General features: G+C 72.1%; 23 protein-coding genes. 22 read left to right on the top strand and 1 reads right to left on the bottom strand.

Translation table 11 applies throughout. The features are described from left to right. Positions 1-4 precede the first annotated feature (4 nt). The 10 genes from ruvX to nusB all read left to right on the top strand — a co-directional run bounded on the left by ruvX (position 5) and on the right by nusB (position 9,443). Positions 5-469: a Holliday junction resolvase RuvX gene (gene ruvX / locus ACZ4SV_RS20410; protein ID WP_397936888.1), complete on the top strand. Its 465-nt coding sequence runs from the start codon at positions 5-7 to the stop codon at positions 467-469. Between the two features lie 126 nt (positions 470-595). After that, positions 596-2,236, top strand: a complete 1,641-nt coding sequence (gene mltG / locus ACZ4SV_RS20405) for an endolytic transglycosylase MltG (protein ID WP_468005913.1) — start codon at positions 596-598, stop codon at positions 2,234-2,236. After that, the gene (locus ACZ4SV_RS20400; protein WP_397936885.1) at positions 2,217-3,056 is read left to right on the top strand and encodes a shikimate dehydrogenase; all 840 of its coding nucleotides are present in this window, start codon (positions 2,217-2,219) and stop codon (positions 3,054-3,056) included. Before mltG ends, ACZ4SV_RS20400 begins: the two co-directional genes overlap by 20 nt. A gap of 163 nt (positions 3,057-3,219) precedes the next feature. Next, positions 3,220-4,404, top strand: a complete 1,185-nt coding sequence (aroC, locus tag ACZ4SV_RS20395) for a chorismate synthase (protein ID WP_365875666.1) — start codon at positions 3,220-3,222, stop codon at positions 4,402-4,404. A gap of 5 nt (positions 4,405-4,409) precedes the next feature. Next, on the top strand, positions 4,410-4,928 hold the full coding sequence (locus ACZ4SV_RS20390; RefSeq protein ID WP_468006052.1) for a shikimate kinase: 519 nt from the start codon (positions 4,410-4,412) through the stop codon (positions 4,926-4,928). Continuing rightward, positions 4,925-6,016, top strand: coding sequence for a 3-dehydroquinate synthase (gene aroB / locus ACZ4SV_RS20385; protein WP_365875670.1), 1,092 nt, complete (start codon positions 4,925-4,927; stop codon positions 6,014-6,016). The genes ACZ4SV_RS20390 and aroB overlap by 4 nt, the downstream gene beginning before the upstream one ends. Before the next feature lie 185 nt (positions 6,017-6,201). Then, positions 6,202-7,149 (top strand): Pro-rich N-terminal domain-containing protein, encoded by a 948-nt coding sequence (locus ACZ4SV_RS20380; RefSeq protein WP_468005912.1) that lies wholly within the window; start codon positions 6,202-6,204, stop codon positions 7,147-7,149. A 145-nt stretch (positions 7,150-7,294) separates the two neighbouring features. After that, a complete protein-coding gene (locus ACZ4SV_RS20375) occupies positions 7,295-8,401 on the top strand; it encodes an aminopeptidase P family protein (RefSeq protein ID WP_365875674.1) in 1,107 nt (368 codons plus the stop codon). A gap of 44 nt (positions 8,402-8,445) precedes the next feature. Beyond that, the gene (gene efp / locus ACZ4SV_RS20370) at positions 8,446-9,012 is read left to right on the top strand and encodes an elongation factor P (protein WP_365875676.1); all 567 of its coding nucleotides are present in this window, start codon (positions 8,446-8,448) and stop codon (positions 9,010-9,012) included. Positions 9,013-9,014: 2 nt separating this feature from the next. Further along, complete coding sequence (gene nusB, locus ACZ4SV_RS20365) at positions 9,015-9,443, top strand: transcription antitermination factor NusB (RefSeq protein WP_365875678.1); 429 nt, start codon at positions 9,015-9,017, stop codon at positions 9,441-9,443. Positions 9,444-9,752: 309 nt separating this feature from the next. Here the strand turns inward: nusB and bldD are convergent, their stop codons facing one another. After that, positions 9,753-10,256 (bottom strand): transcriptional regulator BldD, encoded by a 504-nt coding sequence (bldD, locus tag ACZ4SV_RS20360; RefSeq protein ID WP_014671524.1) that lies wholly within the window; start codon positions 10,254-10,256, stop codon positions 9,753-9,755. A 250-nt stretch (positions 10,257-10,506) separates the two neighbouring features. Between bldD and pyrR the strand changes: the two genes are divergently transcribed. The 12 genes from pyrR to coaBC all read left to right on the top strand — a co-directional run bounded on the left by pyrR (position 10,507) and on the right by coaBC (position 23,289). Beyond that, a complete protein-coding gene (pyrR, locus tag ACZ4SV_RS20355; protein ID WP_365875680.1) occupies positions 10,507-11,088 on the top strand; it encodes a bifunctional pyr operon transcriptional regulator/uracil phosphoribosyltransferase PyrR in 582 nt (193 codons plus the stop codon). Between the two features lie 91 nt (positions 11,089-11,179). Beyond that, positions 11,180-12,157, top strand: coding sequence for an aspartate carbamoyltransferase catalytic subunit (locus ACZ4SV_RS20350; protein WP_468005911.1), 978 nt, complete (start codon positions 11,180-11,182; stop codon positions 12,155-12,157). Positions 12,158-12,161: 4 nt separating this feature from the next. After that, complete coding sequence (locus ACZ4SV_RS20345; protein ID WP_365875684.1) at positions 12,162-13,448, top strand: dihydroorotase; 1,287 nt, start codon at positions 12,162-12,164, stop codon at positions 13,446-13,448. Then, positions 13,445-14,005 carry a PH-like domain-containing protein gene (locus tag ACZ4SV_RS20340; protein ID WP_468005910.1) on the top strand — a complete coding sequence of 187 codons (561 nt, stop codon included), beginning with the start codon at positions 13,445-13,447 and terminating at the stop codon, positions 14,003-14,005. Before ACZ4SV_RS20345 ends, ACZ4SV_RS20340 begins: the two co-directional genes overlap by 4 nt. Continuing rightward, positions 14,002-15,144 (top strand): glutamine-hydrolyzing carbamoyl-phosphate synthase small subunit, encoded by a 1,143-nt coding sequence (gene carA / locus ACZ4SV_RS20335; protein ID WP_468005909.1) that lies wholly within the window; start codon positions 14,002-14,004, stop codon positions 15,142-15,144. Before ACZ4SV_RS20340 ends, carA begins: the two co-directional genes overlap by 4 nt. Then, the gene (gene carB, locus ACZ4SV_RS20330; RefSeq protein ID WP_365875690.1) at positions 15,137-18,445 is read left to right on the top strand and encodes a carbamoyl-phosphate synthase large subunit; all 3,309 of its coding nucleotides are present in this window, start codon (positions 15,137-15,139) and stop codon (positions 18,443-18,445) included. Before carA ends, carB begins: the two co-directional genes overlap by 8 nt. A 55-nt stretch (positions 18,446-18,500) precedes the next feature. Continuing rightward, positions 18,501-19,607 (top strand): quinone-dependent dihydroorotate dehydrogenase, encoded by a 1,107-nt coding sequence (locus tag ACZ4SV_RS20325; protein WP_365875692.1) that lies wholly within the window; start codon positions 18,501-18,503, stop codon positions 19,605-19,607. Next, a complete protein-coding gene (gene pyrF / locus ACZ4SV_RS20320) occupies positions 19,604-20,449 on the top strand; it encodes an orotidine-5'-phosphate decarboxylase (protein WP_365875694.1) in 846 nt (281 codons plus the stop codon). The genes ACZ4SV_RS20325 and pyrF overlap by 4 nt, the downstream gene beginning before the upstream one ends. Positions 20,450-20,715: 266 nt before the next feature. Continuing rightward, positions 20,716-21,039 (top strand): integration host factor, encoded by a 324-nt coding sequence (locus ACZ4SV_RS20315; RefSeq protein ID WP_003977346.1) that lies wholly within the window; start codon positions 20,716-20,718, stop codon positions 21,037-21,039. Positions 21,040-21,100: 61 nt separating this feature from the next. Beyond that, complete coding sequence (gene gmk / locus ACZ4SV_RS20310) at positions 21,101-21,658, top strand: guanylate kinase (RefSeq protein ID WP_365875696.1); 558 nt, start codon at positions 21,101-21,103, stop codon at positions 21,656-21,658. Positions 21,659-21,711: 53 nt separating this feature from the next. Further along, complete coding sequence (gene rpoZ / locus ACZ4SV_RS20305; protein ID WP_003982715.1) at positions 21,712-21,984, top strand: DNA-directed RNA polymerase subunit omega; 273 nt, start codon at positions 21,712-21,714, stop codon at positions 21,982-21,984. A gap of 102 nt (positions 21,985-22,086) precedes the next feature. Next, on the top strand, positions 22,087-23,289 hold the full coding sequence (coaBC, locus tag ACZ4SV_RS20300; RefSeq protein WP_468005908.1) for a bifunctional phosphopantothenoylcysteine decarboxylase/phosphopantothenate--cysteine ligase CoaBC: 1,203 nt from the start codon (positions 22,087-22,089) through the stop codon (positions 23,287-23,289). The last annotated feature ends 143 nt before the right edge of the window (positions 23,290-23,432 follow it).

Here is a 23,432-nt window from a genome sequence, read left to right as displayed (position 1 = left end):
ACGGATGCGCAGAGGACGCCGGCTCGCGATCGACGTCGGGGACGCCCGGATCGGGGTCGCCTCGTGCGACCCCGACGGGATCCTCGCCACCCCGGTGGAGACCGTCCCCGGCCGGGACGTGCCCGCCGCCCACCGCCGGTTGCGTCAACTGGTGGAGGAGTATGAGCCGATCGAGGTCGTCGTCGGTCTCCCTCGCTCCCTCAAGGGGGGCGAGGGCCCGGCCGCCGTCAAGGTCCGCGCCTTCGCCCGGGAGCTGGCCGGGGGCATCCGGCCGGTGCCGGTGCGCCTGCTGGACGAGCGGATGACGACCGTCACGGCCGGTCAGGGACTGCGCGCCTCGGGGGTGAAGGCCAAGAAGGGCCGCGCGGTCATCGACCAGGCGGCGGCCGTCGTCATCCTGCAGCAGGCGCTGGAATCCGAACGGGTGTCAGGCAAGGCGCCCGGTGAGGGCGTCGAAGCGGTCGGCTGATCGCGATACGGTAACGTTCCGCGCGATGCGCCGGTGTTCGAACAGCCGGGGCACAGCAAGAGGCGGAGCGGGAACCGGACCGTACACCGGACGCGTGCCCGTCGGCCTCGCGGCTCTAGGGGATCGATGACTGAGTATGGCCGGGGCCCAGGCTCCGAACCGTGGCATCCGGAGGACCCGTTGTACGGGGACGGCGGATGGAGCGGACAGCAGGCCCAGGACGGCCGGCAGTCCTACGGCGGCCGGCCGCAGCAGCATCCGCAGGCGCCCGCGTACGGCGACTGGAGCCACGAGCAGCAGTCCGGGTACGGCGAGCAGCACCACCACGACGGTCCGCCGCGGTACGAGGAGCAGTTCGCCGGGCAGGGCCAGCACCCGTTCCAGCAGGGCGCCTGGGACGCGACCGGCAGCCACGGCCACGTGCCCTACGCCGCCGACCCGGGCGACCCGTACGGCCAGCAGCCCGTGGCCTACGGCGCGGAGCAGCCCGACCTCTACGGCACCGAGGACGCCTACCCGCCGCCGGAGCCGCCCGGCCGCAGACGCCCCGAGCCCGCCCCGGAGCCCGGGGTCGCGGACGACGAGGACCAGGCCCTCCCGGTGGCGGGCGGCGGCGGGGACGACGAGGAATACCCGCTGAGCCGCCGCGAGCGGCGCGGCAAGGGCCGCAAGCCGGACAAGGACAGGAAACGGCGCACCGGCTGCGCCTGCATGGTGGTCGTCCTGGTGTTCGGCGGCGGCCTCGCCGGCGTCGGCTATTTCGGCTACACGTTCTACCAAAATCGTTTCGGCACGGCCCCGGACTACGCGGGCGACGGCATCAGCCGGACGGTGACCGTGGAGATCCCCAAGGGCGCGGGCGGCTGGGAGATCGGCCGCCGTCTGAAGGAGGCCGGCGTCGTCAAGAGCGCCGAGGCGTTCGTCCACGCCCAGGGCCAGACCCCGGGCGGCGACGGCATCCAGGCCGGCGCCTACCTCCTGAAGAAGGAGATGTCCGCCGCCAGCGCCGTCAAGCTGATGATGGACCCGCGCAGCCAGAACAACGTGATCGTCACGCCGGGCGAACGCAACTCGGGCGTCTACGCGGCCGTCGACAAGCAGCTCGAACTGCCCAAGGGCAGCACCAAGACGATCGCCCGCAAGCAGTACAAGGCGCTCGGCCTGCCCGCCTGGGCGAAGAACACCGGCGACCTCATGGACCCGCTGGAGGGCTTCCTCTTCCCCGGCACCTATCCGGCGGCCAAGGGCATGAAGCCCGAGGCGGTCCTGCGCCAGATGGTCACCCAGGCCAAGCAGAAGTACGCCGCCTACGGCCTGGACGACAAGGCCCGGGAACTCGGCGTGGAGAACGCGTTCGAGCTGGTCACGGTCGCCAGCCTGGTCCAGGCGGAGGGCAAGACGCACGAGGACTTCCGCAAGATGGCCGAGGTGGTCTACAACCGCCTCAAGCCCACCAACACCGAGACCAACCGGCTGCTCCAGTTCGACTCGACCTACAACTACCTCAAGGGCACGAGCAACATCCACATCTCCGAGAAGGAGATCAACAGCAACGCGAGCCCGTACAACACCTACCGCCACCAGGGGCTTCCGCCCGGCCCGATCGGCAACCCCGGCGAGGACGCGCTGAAGGCCACGCTGAACCCGACGCACGAGGGCTGGATCTACTTCGTGGCGACCGACGGCACGAACAACACCGAGTTCGCCAAGACCTACGCCGAATTCCTGGAACTGAAGGACAAGTTCAATGCCAACGCGGGCAACTGACGGCCGCCGGGCCGCGGTGCTCGGTTCGCCGATCGCCCACTCCCTCTCCCCGGTGCTGCACCGGGCCGCGTACGAGGCGGCCGGCCTCACCGGCTGGTCGTACGACAGCTACGACGTGGACGAGGCGGCGCTGCCCGGCTTCCTCGACGGGCTCGGGACCGGGTGGGCGGGCCTGTCGCTGACCATGCCGCTGAAGCGGGCCGTCATCCCGCTGCTGGACGAGATCAGCGACACCGCGGCCTCGGTCGACGCGGTCAACACGCTCGTCTTCACCGAGGACGGACGCCGGCGCGGCGACAACACCGACATCCCGGGCATGGTGGCCGCCCTGCGCGAGCACGGCATCGAAGAGGTCGGCTCCGCCGCCATCCTCGGCGCCGGCGCCACCGCCTCCTCCGCGCTCGCCGCGCTGGCCCGGGTCTGCACCGGCGAGGTCGTCGCCTACGTCCGCGGCGAGGCCCGCGCCGCCGAGATGCGGCAGTGGGGCGAGCGGCTCGACGTGGAGGTCCGCACGGCGGACTGGGCCGACGCCGCCGAGGCACTGCGCGCCCCGCTGGTGATCGCCACCACGCCCGCCGGCGCGACCGACGCCCTCGCCGCCGCCGTGCCCGAACGCCCCGCCACCCTCTTCGACGTGCTCTACGACCCGTGGCCCACCGCGCTGGCGGCCCGCTGGTCCATGTACGGCGGCGCGGTGGTCAGCGGTCTCGACCTGCTGGTCCACCAGGCCGTGCTCCAGTTCGAGCAGATGACCGGGCACACCCCGGGCCCGCTGGAGGCGATGCGGCACGCCGGCGAACGGGCGCTCGCGGCCCGCTGACGCTCCCGCCCGCGTCCGCCTGCTGGACCGGCGGCCGGATCCCGGCGCCGGACGTGGGAGGATCGGAGGTGGCGTACCGGGGTCGCGCACCCGGTGGCGCCGTCGCCGTGCGCCAGACGTGCGTACGCCGGGCAGTACCGGGCGCGAGCACTGAGGAGCATCGTTGAGCAGGCTGCGTTGGCTGACCGCCGGGGAATCCCATGGTCCCGCACTTGTCGCGACGCTGGAGGGTCTTCCCGCCGGCGTGCCGGTCACCACGGAGATGGTGGCGGATCACCTGGCGCGGCGGCGGCTCGGCTATGGGCGCGGTGCGCGGATGAAGTTCGAGCGGGACGAGGTGACCTTCCTCGGCGGTGTCCGGCACGGTCTGACCCTCGGCTCGCCGGTGGCGGTCATGGTGGGCAACACCGAGTGGCCGAAGTGGGAGCAGGTCATGTCCGCCGACCCGGTGGACCCGGCGGTGCTGGCCGAGCTGGCGCGCAACGCGCCGCTGACCCGGCCGCGGCCCGGACACGCGGACCTGGCGGGCATGCAGAAGTACGGCTTCGACGAGGCCCGCCCGATCCTGGAGCGCGCCTCCGCCCGGGAGACCGCCGCACGGGTGGCGCTGGGCGCGGTGGCCCGCTCCTACCTGAAGGAGACGGCCGGCATCGAGATCGTCTCCCACGTGGTGGAGCTGGCCTCGGCCAAGGCGCCCTACGGCGTCTACCCGACCCCGGCCGACGTGGCGAAGCTGGACGCGGACCCGGTGCGCTGCCTGGACGCCGACGCCTCCAAGGCGATGGTCGCGGAGATCGACCAGGCCCACAAGGACGGCGACACGCTCGGCGGCGTGGTCGAGGTGCTGGCCTACGGCGTCCCGGTGGGCCTCGGTTCCCACGTGCACTGGGACCGCCGGCTGGACGCCCGGCTGGCCGCCGCGCTGATGGGCATCCAGGCGATCAAGGGCGTCGAGGTCGGCGACGGCTTCGACCTGGCCCGGGTGCCCGGCTCCCAGGCGCACGACGAGATCCTGACCACGCCCGAGGGCATCAAGCGGGCCACCGGCCGGGCCGGCGGCACCGAGGGCGGACTGAGCACGGGCGAGCTGCTGCGGGTGCGGGCGGCGATGAAGCCGATCGCGACGGTGCCGCGGGCGCTGCGCACGGTGGACGTGGTGACCGGTGAGCCGGCACAGGCCCACCACCAGCGGTCCGACGTGTGCGCGGTGCCGGCGGCCGGCATCGTGGCCGAGGCCATGGTGGCGCTGGTGCTGGCGGACGCGGTGGCCGAGAAGTTCGGCGGCGACAGCGTGCCGGAGACCCGCCGCAACGTGCGTTCGTACCTCGACGGCCTGGCGATCAGGTGAGCGAGGTGGGCGGGGTGCCCGTGGTCGTCCTGGTCGGCCCGATGGGCGTGGGCAAGTCCACGGTGGGCCGGCTCCTCGCCGCGCACCTGGACGTCGCCTACCGGGACACCGACGACGACATCGAGGCCGCCGAGGGCCGGACCATCGCCGAGATCTTCGTCGACGAGGGCGAGGCGGCCTTCCGCGCCAAGGAGAAGGCGGCGGTGCGCGCGGCGCTCGCCGGACACCGGGGCGTGCTGTCGCTGGGCGGCGGCGCGGTCCTGGACCCGGACACCCGGGCGCTGCTGGCCGGACACCGGGTGGTGTACCTGTCGATGGACGTCGAGGAGGCGGTCCGGCGCACCGGCCTGAACGTGGCGCGCCCGCTGCTCGCGGTCAACCCGCGCAAGCAGTGGCGCGAGCTGATGGAGGCGCGCCGGCATCTGTACGAGGAGGTCGCCACCGCGGTCGTGGCGACGGACGGACGCGGCCCCGACGAGGTCCTGCGCGGCGTCCTGGACGCACTGGAGTTGAAGCAAGGATGAGCGAGGCAGTCACCCGCATCCAGGTGGGCGCCACGGCGGGCACGGACGCGTACGAGGTGCTCGTGGGCCGGCAACTGCTGGGCGAGCTCGGCGGACTGATCGGGCGGCGGGCCAAGCGCGTCGCGGTGATCCACCCGGAGGCGCTGGCCGAGACCGGTGAGGCGCTGCGCGCCGACCTGGCCGGGCAGGGCTACGAGGCCGTCGCCGTCCAGGTGCCGAACGCGGAGGAGGCCAAGACCGCCGAGGTCGCCGCCTACTGCTGGAAGGCGCTGGGCCAGTGCGGCTTCACCCGGACCGACGTCATCGTCGGCGTCGGCGGCGGCGCGACCACGGACCTGGCCGGCTTCGTCGCCGCCACCTGGCTGCGCGGGGTGCGCTGGATCGCGATCCCGACCACCGTGCTGGCCATGGTGGACGCGGCGGTCGGCGGCAAGACCGGGATCAACACCGCGGAGGGCAAGAACCTGGTCGGCGCCTTCCACCCGCCGGCCGGCGTGCTGTGCGACCTGGCCGCGCTGGACTCGCTGCCGGTCCACGACTACGTCTCCGGACTGGCCGAGGTCATCAAGGCCGGGTTCATCGCCGACCCGGTGATCCTGGACCTGATCGAGTCCGACCCGCAGGCCGCCCGCACCCCGGACGGCCCGCACACGGCCGAGCTGATCGAGCGCTCGATCCGGGTGAAGGCGGAGGTCGTCTCCGCGGACCTGAAGGAGTCCGGGCCGCGGGAGATGCTGAACTACGGCCACACGCTCGGCCACGCGATCGAGAAGAACGAGCGCTACAAGTGGCGGCACGGGGCCGCGGTCGCGGTCGGCATGCACTTCGCCGCCGAACTGGGCCGGCTGGCGGGCCGGCTGGACGACGCGACGGCCGACCGGCACCGCAGCATCCTGGAGTCCGTCGGGCTCCCGCTGCACTACCGCTACGACCAGTGGCCCAAGCTGCTGGAGACGATGAAGGTCGACAAGAAGTCCCGCGGCGACCTGCTGCGCTTCATCGTCCTGGACGGGCTGGCCAAGCCGACCGTCCTGGAGGGCCCGGACCCGGCGGTCCTGCTCGCCGCCTACGGCGAGGTCGGGCAGTAGGTCCCGCTCCGTACGCTCCGTCCGTTCCGTCCCCTCCGTGCGATGTCCCGTACGGCGCCGGGCACTTCGGGCCGTCCCCGGCCGTTTCACCGAACGACGGCCGGGGACGGTACCGTTCGGTAGGCGGCGCGGGCGTGCCCCCGCCGCCGGCAGCAGAGCGCCTGTACGAGACGGAGTGGCAACGGATGCAGCACGCAGTGGGGTCTCCGCTGCCGCCGCCCCACCAGCCGGGGCAGGGCCCGCACGCCGGCTGGGCGGCGGCCGCACACCACCCGGGAGCCTCCCCGGGCCCGGCGCCCGTGCCTCCACCGCCACCGGGCCTCCCGGTCCCACCGGGCTCCGTGCCTCCGGCCCCGCCCGGTCCCGTGCCTCCGGCCCCGCCCGGTCCCGTGCCCCCGGCCCCTCCGGGTGCCGTGCCTCCGGCTCCGCAGCAGCTTCCGGCTCCCGCCGGACCGCTGCCCGGGCAGCACATACCGGCCCCGCCGGCTCCCGATAACACCGGTCACGTGCCGCTGCCACCCGGCGGCCCGGCCGGCGCCCCCGCGACGCCGCCCGGCGCGGTCGCCGACCCCACGGCCACCACCCTCGCCGTCCTCCTCATCGGCCCGGCCGGCGCGGGCAAGACCAGCGTCGCCAAGTACTGGGCGGACCACCGCCGGGTGCCCACGGCCCACATCAGCCTGGACGACGTGCGCGAATGGGTGCGCTCCGGCTTCGCCGACCCCCAGTCCGGCTGGAACGAGAACTCCGAGGCCCAGTACCGCCTGGCCCGCCGCACCTGCGGCTTCGCCGCCCGGAACTTCCTGGCCAACGGCATCTCCTGCATCCTGGACGACGCCGTCTTCCCGGACCGCCCGGTCGTCGGCCTCGGCGGCTGGAAGCGGCACGTCGGCCCCGGGCTGCTCCCGGTGGTCCTGCTGCCGGGCCTGGACATCGTCCTGGAGCGCAACGCGGAGCGCACCGGCAACCGCCGCCTCACCGACGAGGAGGTGGCCCGCATCCACGGCCGCATGGCCGGCTGGTACGGCTCGGGCCTGCCGATCATCGACAACTCCCAGCTGGACGTCCCCGGGACGGCCCGCGTCCTGGACGAGGTCCTGGCGCGGGCGATAGCCAGCCCGCCGAGCTGGTGAGCGAGCGGCACACCGCCACCGACTGGCGGCACACCCCCACGGCCCCGCACCCGGCCGGCGCACGGCACCGCCCCCCACCTGCCCCGCAGCCCCACTCGGCCCCCAAAAATCGGCACAATCCGGACAAAACTCCTACGCTCGTCTCATGTCAGAGGTGTACGCGAACCGCCGATCCCGGCTGAGGGACCATGTCACCGCGGCCGGCACCGCGGCAGCGCTCGTCACCCGTCCGGCCAACGTCCGCTATCTCGCCGCCGCCGCCCCGCGCGACGCCGTCCTGCTGCTCGGCAGGCGGGAAGACCTCCTGGTGTGCGCGGGGCCGCCGGACGACCGCCCCCACGAGGGCAGACCGGACGAGAGCGTGCGCCTGCACGTCCTGCCGGCCAACGGCGGCGACACGGCGGTGGCCGCGGCCGGCCTGGCCGTGGCCCAGGGCGCCGACTCCCTGGCGGTCGAGGAGCACCACCTCACCGTGGCCCGTCACCGCGCCCTCGCCTCCGTCGCCCCCGGACTCCGGCTCACCGACGTCGGCGGGGCCGTCGAGCAGCTGAGGGTGGTCAAGGACGAGGAGGAGATCTCCTGTCTGCGCATCGGCGCCGAGATCGCCGACCAGGCCCTCGGCGAGCTGCTGGAATCCATCCTGGTCGGCCGCACCGAGCGGCACCTCGCGCTGGAGCTGGAGCGGCGCCTGGTCGACCACGGCGCCGACGGCCCGGCCTTCCCCACCTCCGTGGCCACCGGACCGCACGCCGGCCGGCGCGGCCACCGCCCCACGGACCGGCGCGTGGAGGAGGGTGACTTCCTCTCCGTCTGCCTCGGCGCGACCTACCGCGGCTACCGCTGCGAGATCGGCCGCACCTTCGTCATCGGCACCTCGCCGGCCGACTGGCAGATCGAGCTGTACGACCTCGTCTTCGCCGCCCAGCGCGCCGGCCGGGAGTCCCTCGCCCCCGGTGCCGCCTGCCGTGACGTGGACCGCGCGGCCCGGCAGGTGCTGGACTCGGCGGGCTATGCGGAAGCCCTGCCACCGCTGACCGGACACGGCGTCGGACTCGAAATCGACGAGGACCCGCAGTTGGGTCCCGCGGCCATGGGTAAACTGGACGCTTGCGTGCCGGTCACCGTCGAACCGGGGGTCCACCTCCCGGGACGGGGCGGTGTCCGGATCGATGACACGCTCGTCGTACGCCCCGAGGCGGACGGCGGACCCGAGCTACTCACCATCACGACCAAGGAGCTGCTCGCGCTGTAGCGCGTGTCCCGGGGTCGTACGTCAGTCCAGGAGATTCCGCAACCGTGGCTTCCACGAACGACCTCAAGAACGGCCTGGTGCTCAAGCTGGAAGGCGGCCAGCTCTGGTCCGTCGTCGAGTTCCAGCACGTCAAGCCCGGCAAGGGCCCGGCCTTCGTGCGCACCAAGCTCAAGAACGTGCTCTCCGGCAAGGTCGTCGACAAGACCTTCAACGCCGGCGTCAAGGTCGAGACGGCCACTGTCGACAAGCGCGACATGCAGTTCTCGTACATGGACGGCGACTACTTCGTCTTCATGGACATGGAGACCTACGACCAGCTGATGGTCGACCGCAAGGCCGTCGGCGACGCCGCCAACTTCCTGATCGAGGGCTTCACCGCCACGGTCGCCCAGCACGAGGGCGAGGTGCTCTTCGTCGAGCTGCCGGCCGCCGTCGAGCTGACCGTGGCCGAGACCGAGCCGGGCGTCCAGGGCGACCGCTCCACCGGTGGCACCAAGCCCGCCACCCTGGAGACCGGCCACCAGATCCAGGTCCCGCTCTTCATCACCACCGGTGAGAAGATCAAGGTCGACACCCGCACCAGCGACTACCTCGGCCGGGTGAACAGCTAACCGTGGCTGCCCGCAACACGGCCCGCAAGCGCGCCTTCCAGATCCTCTTCGAGGGCGACCAGCGCGACGCCGACGTCCTGACCGTCCTCGCGGACTGGGTCCGGCTCTCCCGGTCCGACACCCGGCAGCCGCCGGTCAGCGAGTACACGATGCAGCTGGTCGAGGGCTACGCCGAGCACGCGCGGCGGATCGACGAGCTGATCTCGCAGTACGCGGTGGGGTGGACGCTGGACCGTATGCCGGTCGTCGACCGCAACATCCTGCGGCTGGGCGCGTACGAGCTGATCTGGGTCGACGAGACCCCGGACGCCGTCGTCCTGGACGAGATGGTGCAGCTGGCGAAGGAGTTCTCGACGGACGAGTCGCCGTCGTTCGTCAACGGCCTGCTGGGCCGGCTGAAGGAGCTCAAGCCGACGCTGCGGCGCGCCTAGCCCGCGCCGGCGAGAAGGGGCGCCGTGGGACCACGGCCGGCCAGGGACGACCCGAGCGTCGTCGGCCGGCTCGGTTCCCGGCGCCCCTTCGGCATACCCCGGCCCGTCGGGCGTACCGTGCGGCCCATTTCCCGCGCTTCTGGGCATACACCGTGCGGCCCCCTGGCGCGCCGTGCCGTCCCTTCGCGGGGCGGCAAGGCCGGGTGCCCGGGGAGGTGCCCGTACGGCCGCAGAAAGCCGCCGGGGCGGCCGGAACCGTTAAGTTCCAGCCACCCCGGCGGCACGTTTCTGCTGAATTCGTGGGAGCGGCTACGCCTCTTCGTGCGTGGCGACCGCGCGGCGCGCGTCCGCGTCCAGCACGCCCCAGCTGATCAGCTGCTCGGTGAGGACCGAGGGAGACTGGTCGTAGATCACGGCGAGTGTGCGCAGGTCGTCCTGGCGGATCGAGAGCACCTTGCCGTTGTAGTCACCGCGCTGCGACTGGATCGTCGCCGCGTAGCGCTGGAGGGGGCCCGCCTTCTCGGCCGGCACCGTGGCCAGCCGCTCCAGGTCCAGGACCAGCTTCGGCGGCGGCTCGGCGGCGCCGCCCGGCGTGGTGCCCGGCAGGAGTTCCTGCACCGGAACGCCATAGAAATCGGCCAGCTCGGCCAGCCGCTGAACGGTCACGGCACGGTCGCCGCGCTCGTACGAACCGACCACCACGGCCTTCCAGCGACCCTGGGACTTCTCCTCGACACCGTGGAGGGAAAGGCCCTGCTGGGTGCGGATGGCCCGGAGCTTGGCCCCGAGCTGTTTGGCGTATTCGCTGGACATATGGCTCCCCGGACACTGTGTCGACGCGGCCGGCTGTTTTCCCGCCGCGGCTGGTAACTCACTGTGAGGTTACGCAGCGTGACTCTCCTGCGTCAAGCCGAATGGTCCACACCGACTCTTCCGCGCCGGTGGCCGCCCGTTACGCCAAGCGGGTGACAAGAGGACGCCGGATGACCTGCTACGGTGGATGGCGCAATTACGACGTCCTTTAAGGTCCGTCCCGTGAGGCGGAGAAGGAGGTCCGTTTCGTATGGACACGCACGACACGCCCGCACATCCGCACGCGACCGACGCGCGGCCCGTACTCGAAGGCCCCGACATCGCGCGGGTGCTGACCCGCATCGCCCACGAGATCGTCGAACGCGCCAAGGGCGCCGACGACGTGGTGCTCCTCGGCATTCCGACCCGGGGCGTCTTCCTCGCCCGGCGGCTCGCCGACAAGCTGGCGCAGATCACCGACCGCACCGTTCCGGTCGGCTCGCTCGACATCACCATGTACCGCGACGACCTGCGCATGCACCCGCCGCGTGCGCTGGCCCGCACGGAGATCCCCGGTGACGGCATCGACGGCAAGCTGGTCGTCCTCGTCGACGACGTGCTCTTCTCCGGCCGCACCATCCGCGCCGCCCTGGACGCCCTGAACGACATCGGCCGCCCGCGCGCGGTGCAGCTCGCCGTGCTGGTCGACCGCGGCCACCGCGAACTGCCCATCCGCGCCGACTACGTCGGCAAGAACCTCCCCACGTCGCTGCGGGAGACGGTCAAGGTCCAGCTCGCCGAGGAGGACGGTCGCGACACCGTGCTGCTCGGTGTGAAGCCGGCCGCTCAGTAGCACGCCGGGCGCACGGCACGCCCCCGCGTGTCACGGCCTGCGCCTGCCTGCCCGAAATCTCCCGAATGAACTGCCTTACGGAGCCTGTCAGATGCAGCGTCATCTCATCTCGGCCGCCGACCTCACCCGCGACGACGCCGTCCTGATCCTCGACACCGCCGAGGAGATGGCCCGGGTCGCGGACCGGCCGATCAAGAAGCTGCCGACCCTGCGCGGCCGGACGATCGTCAACCTCTTCTTCGAGGACTCCACGCGCACCCGCATCTCCTTCGAGGCCGCCGAGAAGCGGCTGTCCGCGGACGTCATCAACTTCTCCGCCAAGGGCTCGTCGGTGTCCAAGGGCGAGTCCCTGAAGGACACCGCCCAGACCCTGGAGGCCATGGGCGTCGACGCCGTGGTCATCCGGCACGGCGCCTCCGGGGCCCCGTACCGGCTCGCCAACTCCGGCTGGATCGACGCGGCCGTCATCAACGCCGGCGACGGCACCCACCAGCACCCCACCCAGGCCCTGCTGGACGCCTTCACCGTGCGCCGCCGGCTGATCGGCCGGGACGCCGGGCTCGGCCAGGACCTGTCCGGCAAGCGGATCACCATCGTCGGCGATGTCCTGCACAGCCGGGTCGCCCGCTCCAACGTCGACCTGCTGCACACCCTCGGCGCCGAGGTCACCCTGGTCGCCCCGCCCACCTTGGTGCCGGTCGGCGTCGAGAGCTGGCCGTGCGCGGTGTCGTACGACCTCGACAGCGCCCTGCCCAAGTGCGACGCCGTGATGATGCTCCGCGTGCAGCGCGAGCGCATGAACGCGGCCTTCTTCCCCACCGAGCGCGAGTACGCGCGCCGCTACGGCCTGGACGGCGACCGCATGGCGCGGCTGCCCGGGCACGCCGTCGTGATGCACCCCGGCCCGATGGTGCGCGGTATGGAGATCACCGCCGAGGTCGCCGACTCCGGCCGCTGCACCGCCGTCGAGCAGGTCGCCAACGGCGTCTCCATCCGGATGGCCGTGCTGTACCTGCTGCTCGGTGGCAACGAGCCCGCCGTCACCCACTCTCGTACCGAGGAGAAGTAAGACCATGAGCAAGATCCTGATCCGTGGTGCGAAGGTGCTCGGCGGCGAGCCGCAGGACGTGCTGATCGACGGCGAGACCATCGCCGAGGTCGGCGCGGGGCTGTCCGCCGAGGGCGCGGAGGTGGTCGAGGCCGGCGGCAAGGTGCTGCTGCCGGGCCTGGTCGACCTGCACACCCATCTGCGCGAGCCGGGCCGCGAGGACTCCGAGACCGTGCTGACCGGCACCCGCGCGGCGGCGAGCGGCGGCTTCACGGCCGTGTTCGCCATGGCCAACACCTTCCCCGTCGCCGACACCGCCGGCGTGGTCGAGCAGGTCTGGCGGCTGGGCAAGGAGCACGGCTACTGCGACGTGCGTCCCATCGGCGCCGTCACCGTCGGCCTGGAGGGCCGCAAGCTGGCCGAGCTGGGCGCCATGCACGAGTCCGCGGCCGGCGTCACCGTCTTCTCCGACGACGGCAAGTGCGTGGACGACGCGGTGATCATGCGCCGCGCCCTGGAGTACGTGAAGGCCTTCGACGGGGTCGTCGCCCAGCACGCGCAGGAGCCGCGGCTGACCGAGGGCGCCCAGATGAACGAGGGCGTCGTCTCCGCCGAGCTGGGCCTGGGCGGCTGGCCCGCCGTCGCCGAGGAGTCGGTCATCGCCCGGGACGTGCTGCTCGCCGAGCACGTCGGCTCCCGCGTCCACATCTGCCACCTCTCGACCGCCGGCAGCGTCGAGATCGTCCGTTGGGCCAAGTCCCGCGGCATCCAGGTCACCGCCGAGGTCACCCCGCACCACCTGCTCCTCACCGACGAGCTGGTGCGCACCTACAACCCCGTCTACAAGGTCAACCCGCCGCTGCGCACCGAGCGCGACGTGCTGGCCCTGCGCGAGGCGCTCGCCGACGGCACGATCGACATCGTCGCCACCGACCACGCCCCGCACCCGCACGAGGACAAGGACTGCGAGTGGGCCGCCGCCGCCATGGGCATGGTCGGCCTGGAGACCGCGCTGTCGGTGGTCCAGGAGACCATGGTCGACACGGGCCTGCTGGACTGGGCCGGTGTGGCCGACCGCATGTCCGTCAAGCCGGCGCGGATCGGCCGGGCCACCGGCCACGGCCGCCCCGTCTCGGCTGGTGAGCCCGCCAACCTCACCCTGGTCGACACGGCATACCGTGGTCCGGTGGACCCCGCGGGCTTCGCCTCGCGCAGCCGCAACACCCCGTACGAGGGACGTGAGCTGCCGGGCCGTGTGACGCACACCTGGCTGCGGGGCAAGGCCACGCTCGTCGACGGGAAGCTCACGTGACACCTGTAATCCTGCTGGCCGAGGCGAAGAAGTCGGCCGAGGTCACCGACTGGGGGGCCCGGATCGGCTGGCTCGTCGGGCTGCTCCTGTTCATCGCGCTCCTCTACTGGCTGATGCGCGAGGGCTGGAAGTGGCGCGGCACCCTCCAGGGCGACCTGCCGGCCCTGCCCGGCGCGCCCCGGGAGACCGGCCCGGCCAGACTGAGCATGAGCGGCCGCTACCACGGCTCCACCACCGCCGGGCAGTGGCTGGACCGCATCGTGGCCCACGGGCTCGGCACCCGCAGCCGGGCCGAGCTGACCCTGACCGACGCGGGCCTGGAGGTCGAGCGCCCCGGCGCCACCGACTTCTTCGTCCCCGTGGCCGCCCTGCGCGGCGCCCGCCTGGACAAGGGCATCGCCGGCAAGGTCCTCACCGAGGGCGGACTGCTGGTGGTGACCTGGCAGCACGGCGACAGACTGATCGACTCCGGATTCCGCTCGGACCGCTCGGCCGAGCACGCCGAGTGGGCCGACACCCTGAACAAGATGACCAACGACACGGAAGGCGCACGATGACGACCTCCACCAGGGGAGCCGCCAGGGTTCCCGCCGTACTCGTCCTGGAGGACGGCCGCATCTTCCGCGGCCGCGCCTACGGGGCCGTGGGGGAGACCTTCGGCGAGGCCGTGTTCTCCACCGGCATGACCGGCTACCAGGAGACCCTCACCGACCCGTCGTACGACCGGCAGATCGTCGTCGCGACCGCTCCCCAGATCGGCAACACCGGCTGGAACGACGAGGACGACGAGTCGGGCCGCATCTGGGTCTCCGGTTACGTCGTGCGCGACCCCTCGCGGGTGCCGTCCAACTGGCGCGCCACGCGCTCCCTGGACGACGAGCTGGAGCGCCAGGGCGTGGTCGGCATCTCCGGCATCGACACCCGCGCCCTCACCCGCCACCTGCGCGAGCGCGGCTCGATGCGGGCCGGCGTCTTCTCCGGCACGGACCTCGCCCCGGACAGCGAGCTGCTGGCGCGCGTGCAGGCCCAGCCGCAGATGAAGGGCGCGAGCCTGTACGAGGAGGTCGCCACCAAGGAGGCGTACGTCGTCCCGGCGGTCGGCGAGAAGCGGTTCACCGTCGCCGCCGTCGACCTCGGCATCAAGGGCATGACCCCGCACCGCATGGCCGAGCGCGGCATCGAGGTGCACGTCCTGCCCGCCACCGCCACCCCCGACGACGTCTACGCCGTCGAGCCGGACGGCGTCTTCTTCTCCAACGGCCCCGGCGACCCGGCCACCGCCGACGGCCCGGTCGCGCTGATGACCGCCGTCCTGGAGCGCCGGACCCCGCTGTTCGGCATCTGCTTCGGCAACCAGATCCTCGGCCGCGCCCTCGGCTTCGGCACCTACAAGCTGAAGTACGGCCACCGCGGCATCAACCAGCCGGTCCAGGACCGTACGACCGGCAAGGTCGAGGTCACCGCGCACAACCACGGCTTCGCCGTGGACGCGCCGCTCGACCAGGTCAGCGAGACGAGGTTCGGCCGCGCCGAGGTCTCGCACGTCTGCCTGAACGACGACGTCGTGGAGGGGCTCCAGCTGCTCGACCAGCCCGCCTTCTCCGTCCAGTACCACCCCGAAGCGGCAGCCGGTCCGCACGACGCCGCCTACCTGTTCGACCGCTTCGTTTCCCTGATGGAGGGCCAGCGTGCCTAAGCGCACCGATATCCAGTCCGTCCTGGTCATCGGCTCCGGCCCGATCGTCATCGGCCAGGCCGCCGAGTTCGACTACTCCGGCACCCAGGCCTGCCGCGTGCTCAAGGCCGAGGGCCTGCGCGTGGTCCTGGTCAACTCCAACCCGGCGACGATCATGACCGACCCGGAGATCGCCGACGCCACCTACGTCGAGCCGATCACGCCCGAGTTCGTCGAGAAGATCATCGCCAAGGAGCGCCCGGACGCCCTGCTGCCCACCCTGGGCGGCCAGACGGCCCTGAACACCGCGATCTCGCTGCACGACAACGGCGTCCTCGCCAAGTACGGCGTGGAGCTGATCGGCGCCAAGCCCGAGGCCATCCACAAGGGCGAGGACCGCGACCAGTTCAAGGCGGTCGTGGAGGAGGTCCGCAAGAAGATCGGGCACGGCGAGTCCGCCCGCTCGGTCATCTGCCACTCCATGGACGACGTCCTCCAGGGCGTCGAGACCCTCGGCGGCTACCCGGTGGTCGTCCGCCCGTCCTTCACCATGGGCGGCGCCGGCTCCGGCTTCGCGCACGACGAGGAGGAGCTGCGCCGCATCGCCGGCCAGGGCCTCACGCTCTCCCCGACCACCGAGGTGCTCCTGGAGGAGTCCATCCTCGGCTGGAAGGAGTACGAGCTGGAGCTGATGCGCGACAAGAACGACAACGTCGTGGTCGTCTGCTCCATCGAGAACTTCGACCCGATGGGCGTGCACACCGGCGACTCCATCACCGTCGCGCCCGCGATGACCCTGACCGACCGCGAGTACCAGATCCTGCGGGACGTCGGCATCGCCGTCATCCGCGAGGTCGGCGTCGACACCGGCGGCTGCAACATCCAGTTCGCGGTCGACCCCGAGGACGGCCGGGTCATCGTCATCGAGATGAACCCGCGCGTGTCGCGTTCCTCCGCGCTGGCCTCCAAGGCGACCGGCTTCCCGATCGCCAAGATCGCCGCCAAGCTGGCCGTCGGCTACACGCTGGACGAGATCCCGAACGACATCACCGCCGAGACCCCGGCCTCCTTCGAGCCGACCCTGGACTACGTGGTCGTCAAGGCCCCGCGGTTCGCCTTCGAGAAGTTCCCGCAGGCCGACTCCTCGCTGACCACCACCATGAAGTCGGTCGGCGAGGCCATGGCCATCGGCCGCAACTTCCCCGAGGCCTTCCAGAAGGCGCTGCGCTCCCTGGAGAAGAAGGGCAGCCAGTTCACCTTCGTCGGCGACCCGGGCGACAAGGACACCCTGCTGGAGGAGTCCCGCCGCCCCACCGACGGCCGGATCAACACCGTCATGCGGGCCATCCGCGCCGGTGCCACGCCCGAGGAGGTCTTCGCCTACACGAGGATCGACCCCTGGTTCGTGGACCAGCTCTTCCTGATCAAGGAGATCGCGGACGAGCTGGCCGAGGCGCCCGAGCTGACCGCCGGCCTGATCGACGAGGCCAAGCGGCACGGCTTCTCCGACCAGCAGATCGGCGAGATCCGCGGCCTGCGCGAGGACGTCGTCCGCGAGGTCCGGCACGCCCTCGGCATCCGCCCGGTCTACAAGACGGTCGACACCTGCGCCGCCGAGTTCGCCGCGAAGACGCCGTACTTCTACTCCTCCTACGACGAGGAGACCGAGGTCGCGCCGCGCGAGAAGCCGGCCGTCATCATCCTGGGCTCCGGCCCGAACCGCATCGGCCAGGGCATCGAGTTCGACTACTCCTGCGTCCACGCCTCCTTCGCGCTGGCCGACGCCGGGTACGAGACCGTGATGGTCAACTGCAACCCGGAGACCGTCTCCACGGACTACGACACCTCCGACCGCCTGTACTTCGAGCCGCTGACGCTGGAGGACGTGCTGGAGATCGTCCACGCGGAGCAGCAGGCCGGCCCGGTCGCGGGCGTCGTCGTCCAGCTCGGCGGCCAGACCCCGCTGGGCCTCGCGCAGGCCCTGAAGGACAACGGCGTGCCGATCGTCGGCACCCCTCCGGAGGCCATCCACGCGGCCGAGGACCGCGGCGCCTTCGGCCGCGTCCTCGCCGAGGCGGGCCTGCCGGCCCCCAAGCACGGCACGGCCACCACCTTCCAGGAGGCCAAGGTCATCGCCGACGAGATCGGCTACCCGGTCCTGGTCCGGCCCTCGTACGTGCTCGGCGGCCGTGGCATGGAGATCGTCTACGACGAGACCCGCCTCGCCTCCTACATCGCCGAGTCCACCGAGATCAGCCCCTCCCGGCCGGTCCTCGTCGACCGCTTCCTGGACGACGCCATCGAGATCGACGTCGACGCGCTCTACGACGGCGAGGAGCTGTACCTCGGCGGTGTGATGGAGCACATCGAGGAGGCCGGCATCCACTCCGGCGACTCGGCGTGCGCGCTGCCCCCGATCACCCTCGGCGGCTTCGACATCAAGCGCCTGCGCGCCTCCACCGAGGCCATCGCCAAGGGCGTCGGCGTGCGCGGCCTGATCAACATCCAGTTCGCGATGGCCGGCGACATCCTCTACGTCCTGGAGGCCAACCCGCGCGCCTCGCGCACGGTCCCCTTCACCTCCAAGGCGACCGCCGTGCCGCTGGCCAAGGCCGCCGCCCGGATCTCGCTGGGCACGACCATCGCCGAGCTGCGCGCCGAGGGCCTGCTGCCGAAGACGGGCGACGGCGGCGAGCTGCCGCTGGACGCGCCGATCTCGGTCAAGGAGGCCGTCCTGCCGTGGTCGCGCTTCCGCGACATCCAGGGCCGCGGCGTGGACACCGTCCTCGGCCCGGAGATGCGCTCCACCGGCGAGGTCATGGGCATCGACTCCGTCTTCGGCACGGCGTACGCCAAGTCGCAGGCGGGCGCCTACGGGCCGCTGCCCACCAAGGGCCGCGCGTTCATCTCGGTCGCCAACCGCGACAAGCGCTCGATGATCTTCCCGGCGCGCGAGCTGGTCGCCCACGGCTTCGAGCTGCTCGCCACCTCCGGCACCGCCGAGGTCCTCAAGCGCAACGGCATCAACGCCACCGTGGTGCGCAAGCAGTCCGAGGGCACCGGCCCGAACGGCGAGCGGACGATCGTCCAGCTCATCCACGACGGCGAGGTCGACCTCATCGTCAACACCCCGTACGGCACCGGCGGCCGCCTCGACGGCTACGACATCCGTACCGCGGCCGTCGCCCGCTCGGTGCCGTGCCTGACGACCGTCCAGGCGCTCGCCGCGGCCGTCCAGGGCATCGACGCCCTCAACCGCGGCGACGTGGGCGTCCGCTCGCTCCAGGAACACGCGGAACACCTGACCGCGGCCCGCGACTAGCAGCCCGCCCCGAGGGGGACACCGGAAACGGTGTCCCCCTCTTCACGAGGACACCATGTACAAGATCTTCTTCAACCTCGTCTTCCGCCGCATGGACCCCGAGCAGGCCCACCACCTGGCCTTCCGCTGGATCCGTCTGGCCGTCCGCGTGCCCGGCCTGCGCACCTTCGCCGCGGCCGCCCTGGCGCCCCGCCACAAGGAACTGCGCACCGAGGCGTTCGGGCTGCGGATGCACGGCCCGTTCGGGCTCGCCGCCGGCTTCGACAAGAACGCCGTCGCCATCGACGGCATGTCGATGCTGGGCTTCGACCACGTCGAGATCGGCACGGTGACCGGGGAGCCGCAGCCCGGCAACCCCAAGAAGCGGCTGTTCCGCCTGGTGGCGGACCGGGCGCTGATCAACCGCATGGGCTTCAACAACGACGGCTCGCTGGCCGTCGCCGCCCGCCTGGCCGCCCGTGAGCCGGTCTTCAGGACCGTCGTCGGCGTCAACATCGGCAAGACCAAGGCCGTCCCCGAGGCGGAGGCCGTCGCCGACTACGTGAAGTCGGCCGAGCGGCTCGCGCCGTACGCGGACTACCTGGTCGTCAACGTCTCCTCGCCCAACACGCCCGGCCTGCGCGACCTCCAGGCGGTGGACCACCTGCGCCCGCTGCTGACCGCCGTGCGCGAGGCCGCCGACCGCGCGGTGACCGGCCGGCGGGTGCCGCTGCTGGTGAAGATCGCCCCCGACCTCGCCGACGAGGACATCGACGCGGTCGCCGACCTGGCCGTGGAACTGGGCCTGGACGGCATCATCGCCACCAACACCACCATCGCCCGCGAGAGCCTCGGCCTGCGCTCCGCGCCCGCGCTGGTGCGGGAGACCGGCGGGCTGTCCGGGGCGCCGCTCAAGGAGCGCTCCCTGGAGGTCCTGCGCCGTCTGTACGCGCGCGTGGGCGACCGGCTCACCCTGGTGGGCGTCGGCGGCGTGGAGAGCGCCGAGGACGCCTGGCAGCGCATCCTGGCCGGTGCGACCCTGGTCCAGGGCTACAGCGCCTTCATCTACGAGGGCCCCTTCTGGTGCCGGTCCCTGCACAAGGGCCTCGCCGCCCGGCTGCGCACCAGCCCGTACGCCACCCTCGCCGACGCGGTCGGCGCCGACGTGAGGAAGCCCGCATGAGCCCGTTGGAGCCGTTCGGCGCCCGGCTGCGCCGCGCCATGGACGAGCGCGGCCCGCTGTGCGTCGGCATCGACCCGCACGCCTCGCTGCTCGCCGAATGGGGCCTGGCGGACGACGTGGCCGGTCTGGAGCGGTTCAGCCGCACGGTGGTGGAGGCGCTGGCCGGCCGGGTGGCCGTGCTGAAGCCGCAGAGCGCCTTCTTCGAGCGGTTCGGCTCGCGCGGCCTCGCCGTCCTGGAGAAGTCGGTCCAGGAGGCGCGCGCGGCCGGCGCCCTGGTGGTGATGGACGCCAAGCGCGGCGACATCGGCTCCACCATGGCCGCCTATGCCGAGGCGTTCCTGCACCCGGACGCCCCGCTGTTCTCCGACGCGCTGACCGTCTCGCCGTACCTCGGCTACGGCGCGCTCGCCCCGGCCGTGGCGCTGGCCCGGCAGAGCGGTGCCGGGCTGTTCGTGCTGGCGCTGACCTCGAACCCGGAGGGCGGCGAGGTGCAGCACGCGGTGCGCGCGGACGGCCGGACCGTCGGCGCGGCCATGCTGGCCCACCTGGCGGCCGAGAACGCGGGCGAGGAGCCGCTCGGCTCCTTCGGCGCGGTGGTCGGCGCCACGCTCGGCGACCTGTCCTCCTACGACCTGGACATGGGCGGCCCGCTGCTCGCGCCCGGCATCGGCGCCCAGGGCGCGACGCCCGCGGACCTGCCCGGCGTGTTCGGCGCGGCGGTGCGCAACGTCGTGCCGAACGTCAGCCGGGGTGTCCTTCGTCACGGTCCCGACGTCAGCGCGCTGCGCGGGGCGGCCGAGCGGTTCGCGGCGCAGATCCGGGCGGCCGTCGCCGGGGTCTGAGCCCCGGCCGCGGGCCCGGCTGTGCGGCATCCTGCCGGCTTGAGCATGGATACATCCTCAAATCGAGGGCATTATGTCCAAAATGTCTGGCCTGACGGAGGCTGACCAGGACTTTTCCGCTGTTCTCGCTGACTCTGGCGGACTAGCCCGCTAGTCTCCGAGCAGAGGGAACGGGTAAGTGTGTTGCTCGTAACTCCCCAGGTGTGGGGCGACTAGGTTCCTCACCGGTCCGTATCCGACAGTTCGACATCCGAGGTGACGTAGGCGTGGCTCTTCCGCCCCTTACCCCTGAACAGCGCGCAGCCGCGCTCGAAAAGGCCGCCGCGGCTCGCCGGGAGCGGGCCGAGGTCAAGAATCGACTCAAGCACTCCGGCGCCTCCCTGCACGAGGTGATCAAGCAGGGCCAGGAAAACGACGTCATCGGCAAGATGAAGGTCTCCGCGCTGCTGGAGTCCCTGCCGGGCGTGGGCAAGGTCCGCGCCAAGCAGATCATGGAGCGTCTGGGCATCTCCGAGAGCCGCCGCGTGCGCGGTCTCGGATCCAACCAGATCGCCTCCCTGGAGCGTGAGTTCGGCAGCACCGGCTCCTGAGTCCGCCTCCCCGGCGGGCACGGAGTCCCGGGCACTCCGGGATTACTGGAATAATCGCTGCATGAGTGAACGTCCGCGGCTGACCGTGCTCTCCGGCCCCTCGGGGGTCGGCAAGAGCACGGTCGTCGCCCATATGCGCAAGGAACACCCCGACGTCTGGCTCTCGGTGTCGGCGACCACCCGCACGCCGCGCCCCGGCGAGCAGCACGGAGTCCACTACTTCTTCGTCACCGACGAGGAGATGGACAAGCTGATCGCCAACGGCGAGCTGCTGGAATGGGCCGAGTTCGCCGGCAACCGCTACGGCACGCCCCGCGCGGCCGTGCTGGAGCGGCTGGAGAACGGCGAGCCCGTCCTGCTGGAGATCGACCTCCAGGGCGCGCGGCAGGTCCGCGAGTCCCTGGCCGAGGCCCAGCTGGTGTTCCTGGCCCCGCCCTCCTGGGAGGAGCTGGTGCGCAGGCTGACCGGCCGGGGCACCGAGTCGCCCGAGGTCATCGAGCGGCGCCTGGCGGCGGCGCGGACCGAGCTGGCGGCCGAGCCGGAGTTCGACGTGACCTTGGTCAACACCTCCGTCGAGGACGTGGCCCGCGAGCTGCTAGCCTTGATGGACGTAGTGTGATCGGTGACTGTGATCACCTGTCTGATTCTTTTCCATCCATCGGAAGGTAGAGCGTGTCCTCTTCCATCACCGCGCCCGAGGGCATCATCAACCCGCCGATCGACGAGCTCCTCGAGGCGACCGACTCGAAGTACAGCCTCGTGATCTACGCGGCCAAGCGTGCGCGTCAGATCAACGCGTACTACTCGCAGCTCGGTGAGGGTCTCCTCGAATACGTCGGTCCGCTCGTCGACACCCACGTGCACGAGAAGCCGCTCTCGATCGCCCTGCGCGAGATCAACGCGGGTCTGCTGACCTCCGAGGCCGTCGAGGGCCCGGCGCAGTAGCACGAACGTCTTGTCCACAGGCCCGGCGGCCGGTCCGCCGGGCCTGTGGTGTGTCATGGAGTCGTACGTGTTCGTCGTACGCAGTCGAGTCCGGGAGACACGGTGGACAAGCCGAGGGTGGTACTGGGGGTCAGCGGTGGCATCGCCGCCTACAAGGCCTGTGAGCTGCTGAGAAGGTTCACGGAGTCGGGCCACGACGTCCGGGTGGTGCCCACCGCCTCCGCACTGCACTTCGTCGGCGCCGCCACCTGGTCCGCGCTGTCCGGCAACCCCGTCGCCACCGAGGTCTGGGACGACGTGCACGAGGTCCCGCACGTCCGCATCGGCCAGCACGCCGACCTGGTCGTGGTGGCCCCGGCCACCGCCGACCTGCTCGCCAAGGCCGCCCACGGCCTCGCCGGCGACCTGCTCACCAACACCCTGCTGACGGCCCGCTGCCCGGTGGTCTTCGCCCCGGCGATGCACACCGAGATGTGGGAGCACCCCGCCACCCAGGAGAACGTGGCCACGCTGCGCCGCCGCGGCGCCGTCGTCGTCGAGCCCGCCGTCGGCCGCCTCACCGGCGTCGACACCGGCAAGGGCCGGCTGCCCGACCCGGCCGAGATCTTCGAGGTCTGCCGCCGGGTGCTGGCCCGCGGCGAGACCCGGCCCGACCTGGAGGGGCGGCACGTCGTCGTCTCCGCTGGCGGCACCCGCGAACCCCTGGACCCGGTCCGCTTCCTCGGCAACCGCTCCTCCGGCAAGCAGGGCTACGCCCTCGCCCGCACCGCCGCCGCCCGCGGCGCCCGGGTCACGCTGATCGCGGCCAACACCGGCCTGCCCGACCCGGCGGGCGTGGACGTCGTCCCGGTCGGCACCGCCGTGCAGCTACGCGAGGCCGTCCTGAAGGCCGCCGCGGACGCCGACGCCGTGGTCATGGCCGCCGCCGTGGCCGACTTCCGCCCGGCCGCCTACGCCACCGGGAAGATCAAGAAGAAGGACGGCCAGGACCCGGACCCGATCGTCCTGGTGCGAAATCCGGACATCCTCGCGGAGGTCTCCGCCGACCGGCCGCGGCCCGGACAGGTGATCGTCGGCTTCGCCGCCGAGACCGACGACGTCCTCGCCAACGGCCGCGTCAAGCTGGCCCGCAAGGGCTGCGACCTGCTCGTGGTGAACGAGGTGGGGGAGCGCAAGACCTTCGGTTCCGAGGAGAACGAGGCCGTGGTGCTGGGCGCGGACGGCAGCGAGACCCCGGTGCCGCACGGCCCCAAGGAGGCCCTCGCCGACACCGTCTGGGACCTGGTCGCCGGCCGGCTGGGCTGAAGGGGCGGCGCCCGGCCGGGTGACCCGTACGTCAGGTTCACGCCACGCTGGAATTGGGTGTGGCGGCCCTGGCCAACGCCGCTCGGCATTGGGCAGAATGCTCGTGCCGCAGGTCACAGCGCTCCCGAGAGGCGAGACGGTGG

Source organism: Streptomyces sp. NPDC027672 (assembly GCF_055566335.1).
Note: the sequence above shows the minus strand (reverse complement) of the source record. Positions and strands in the feature narration are given on the sequence as shown.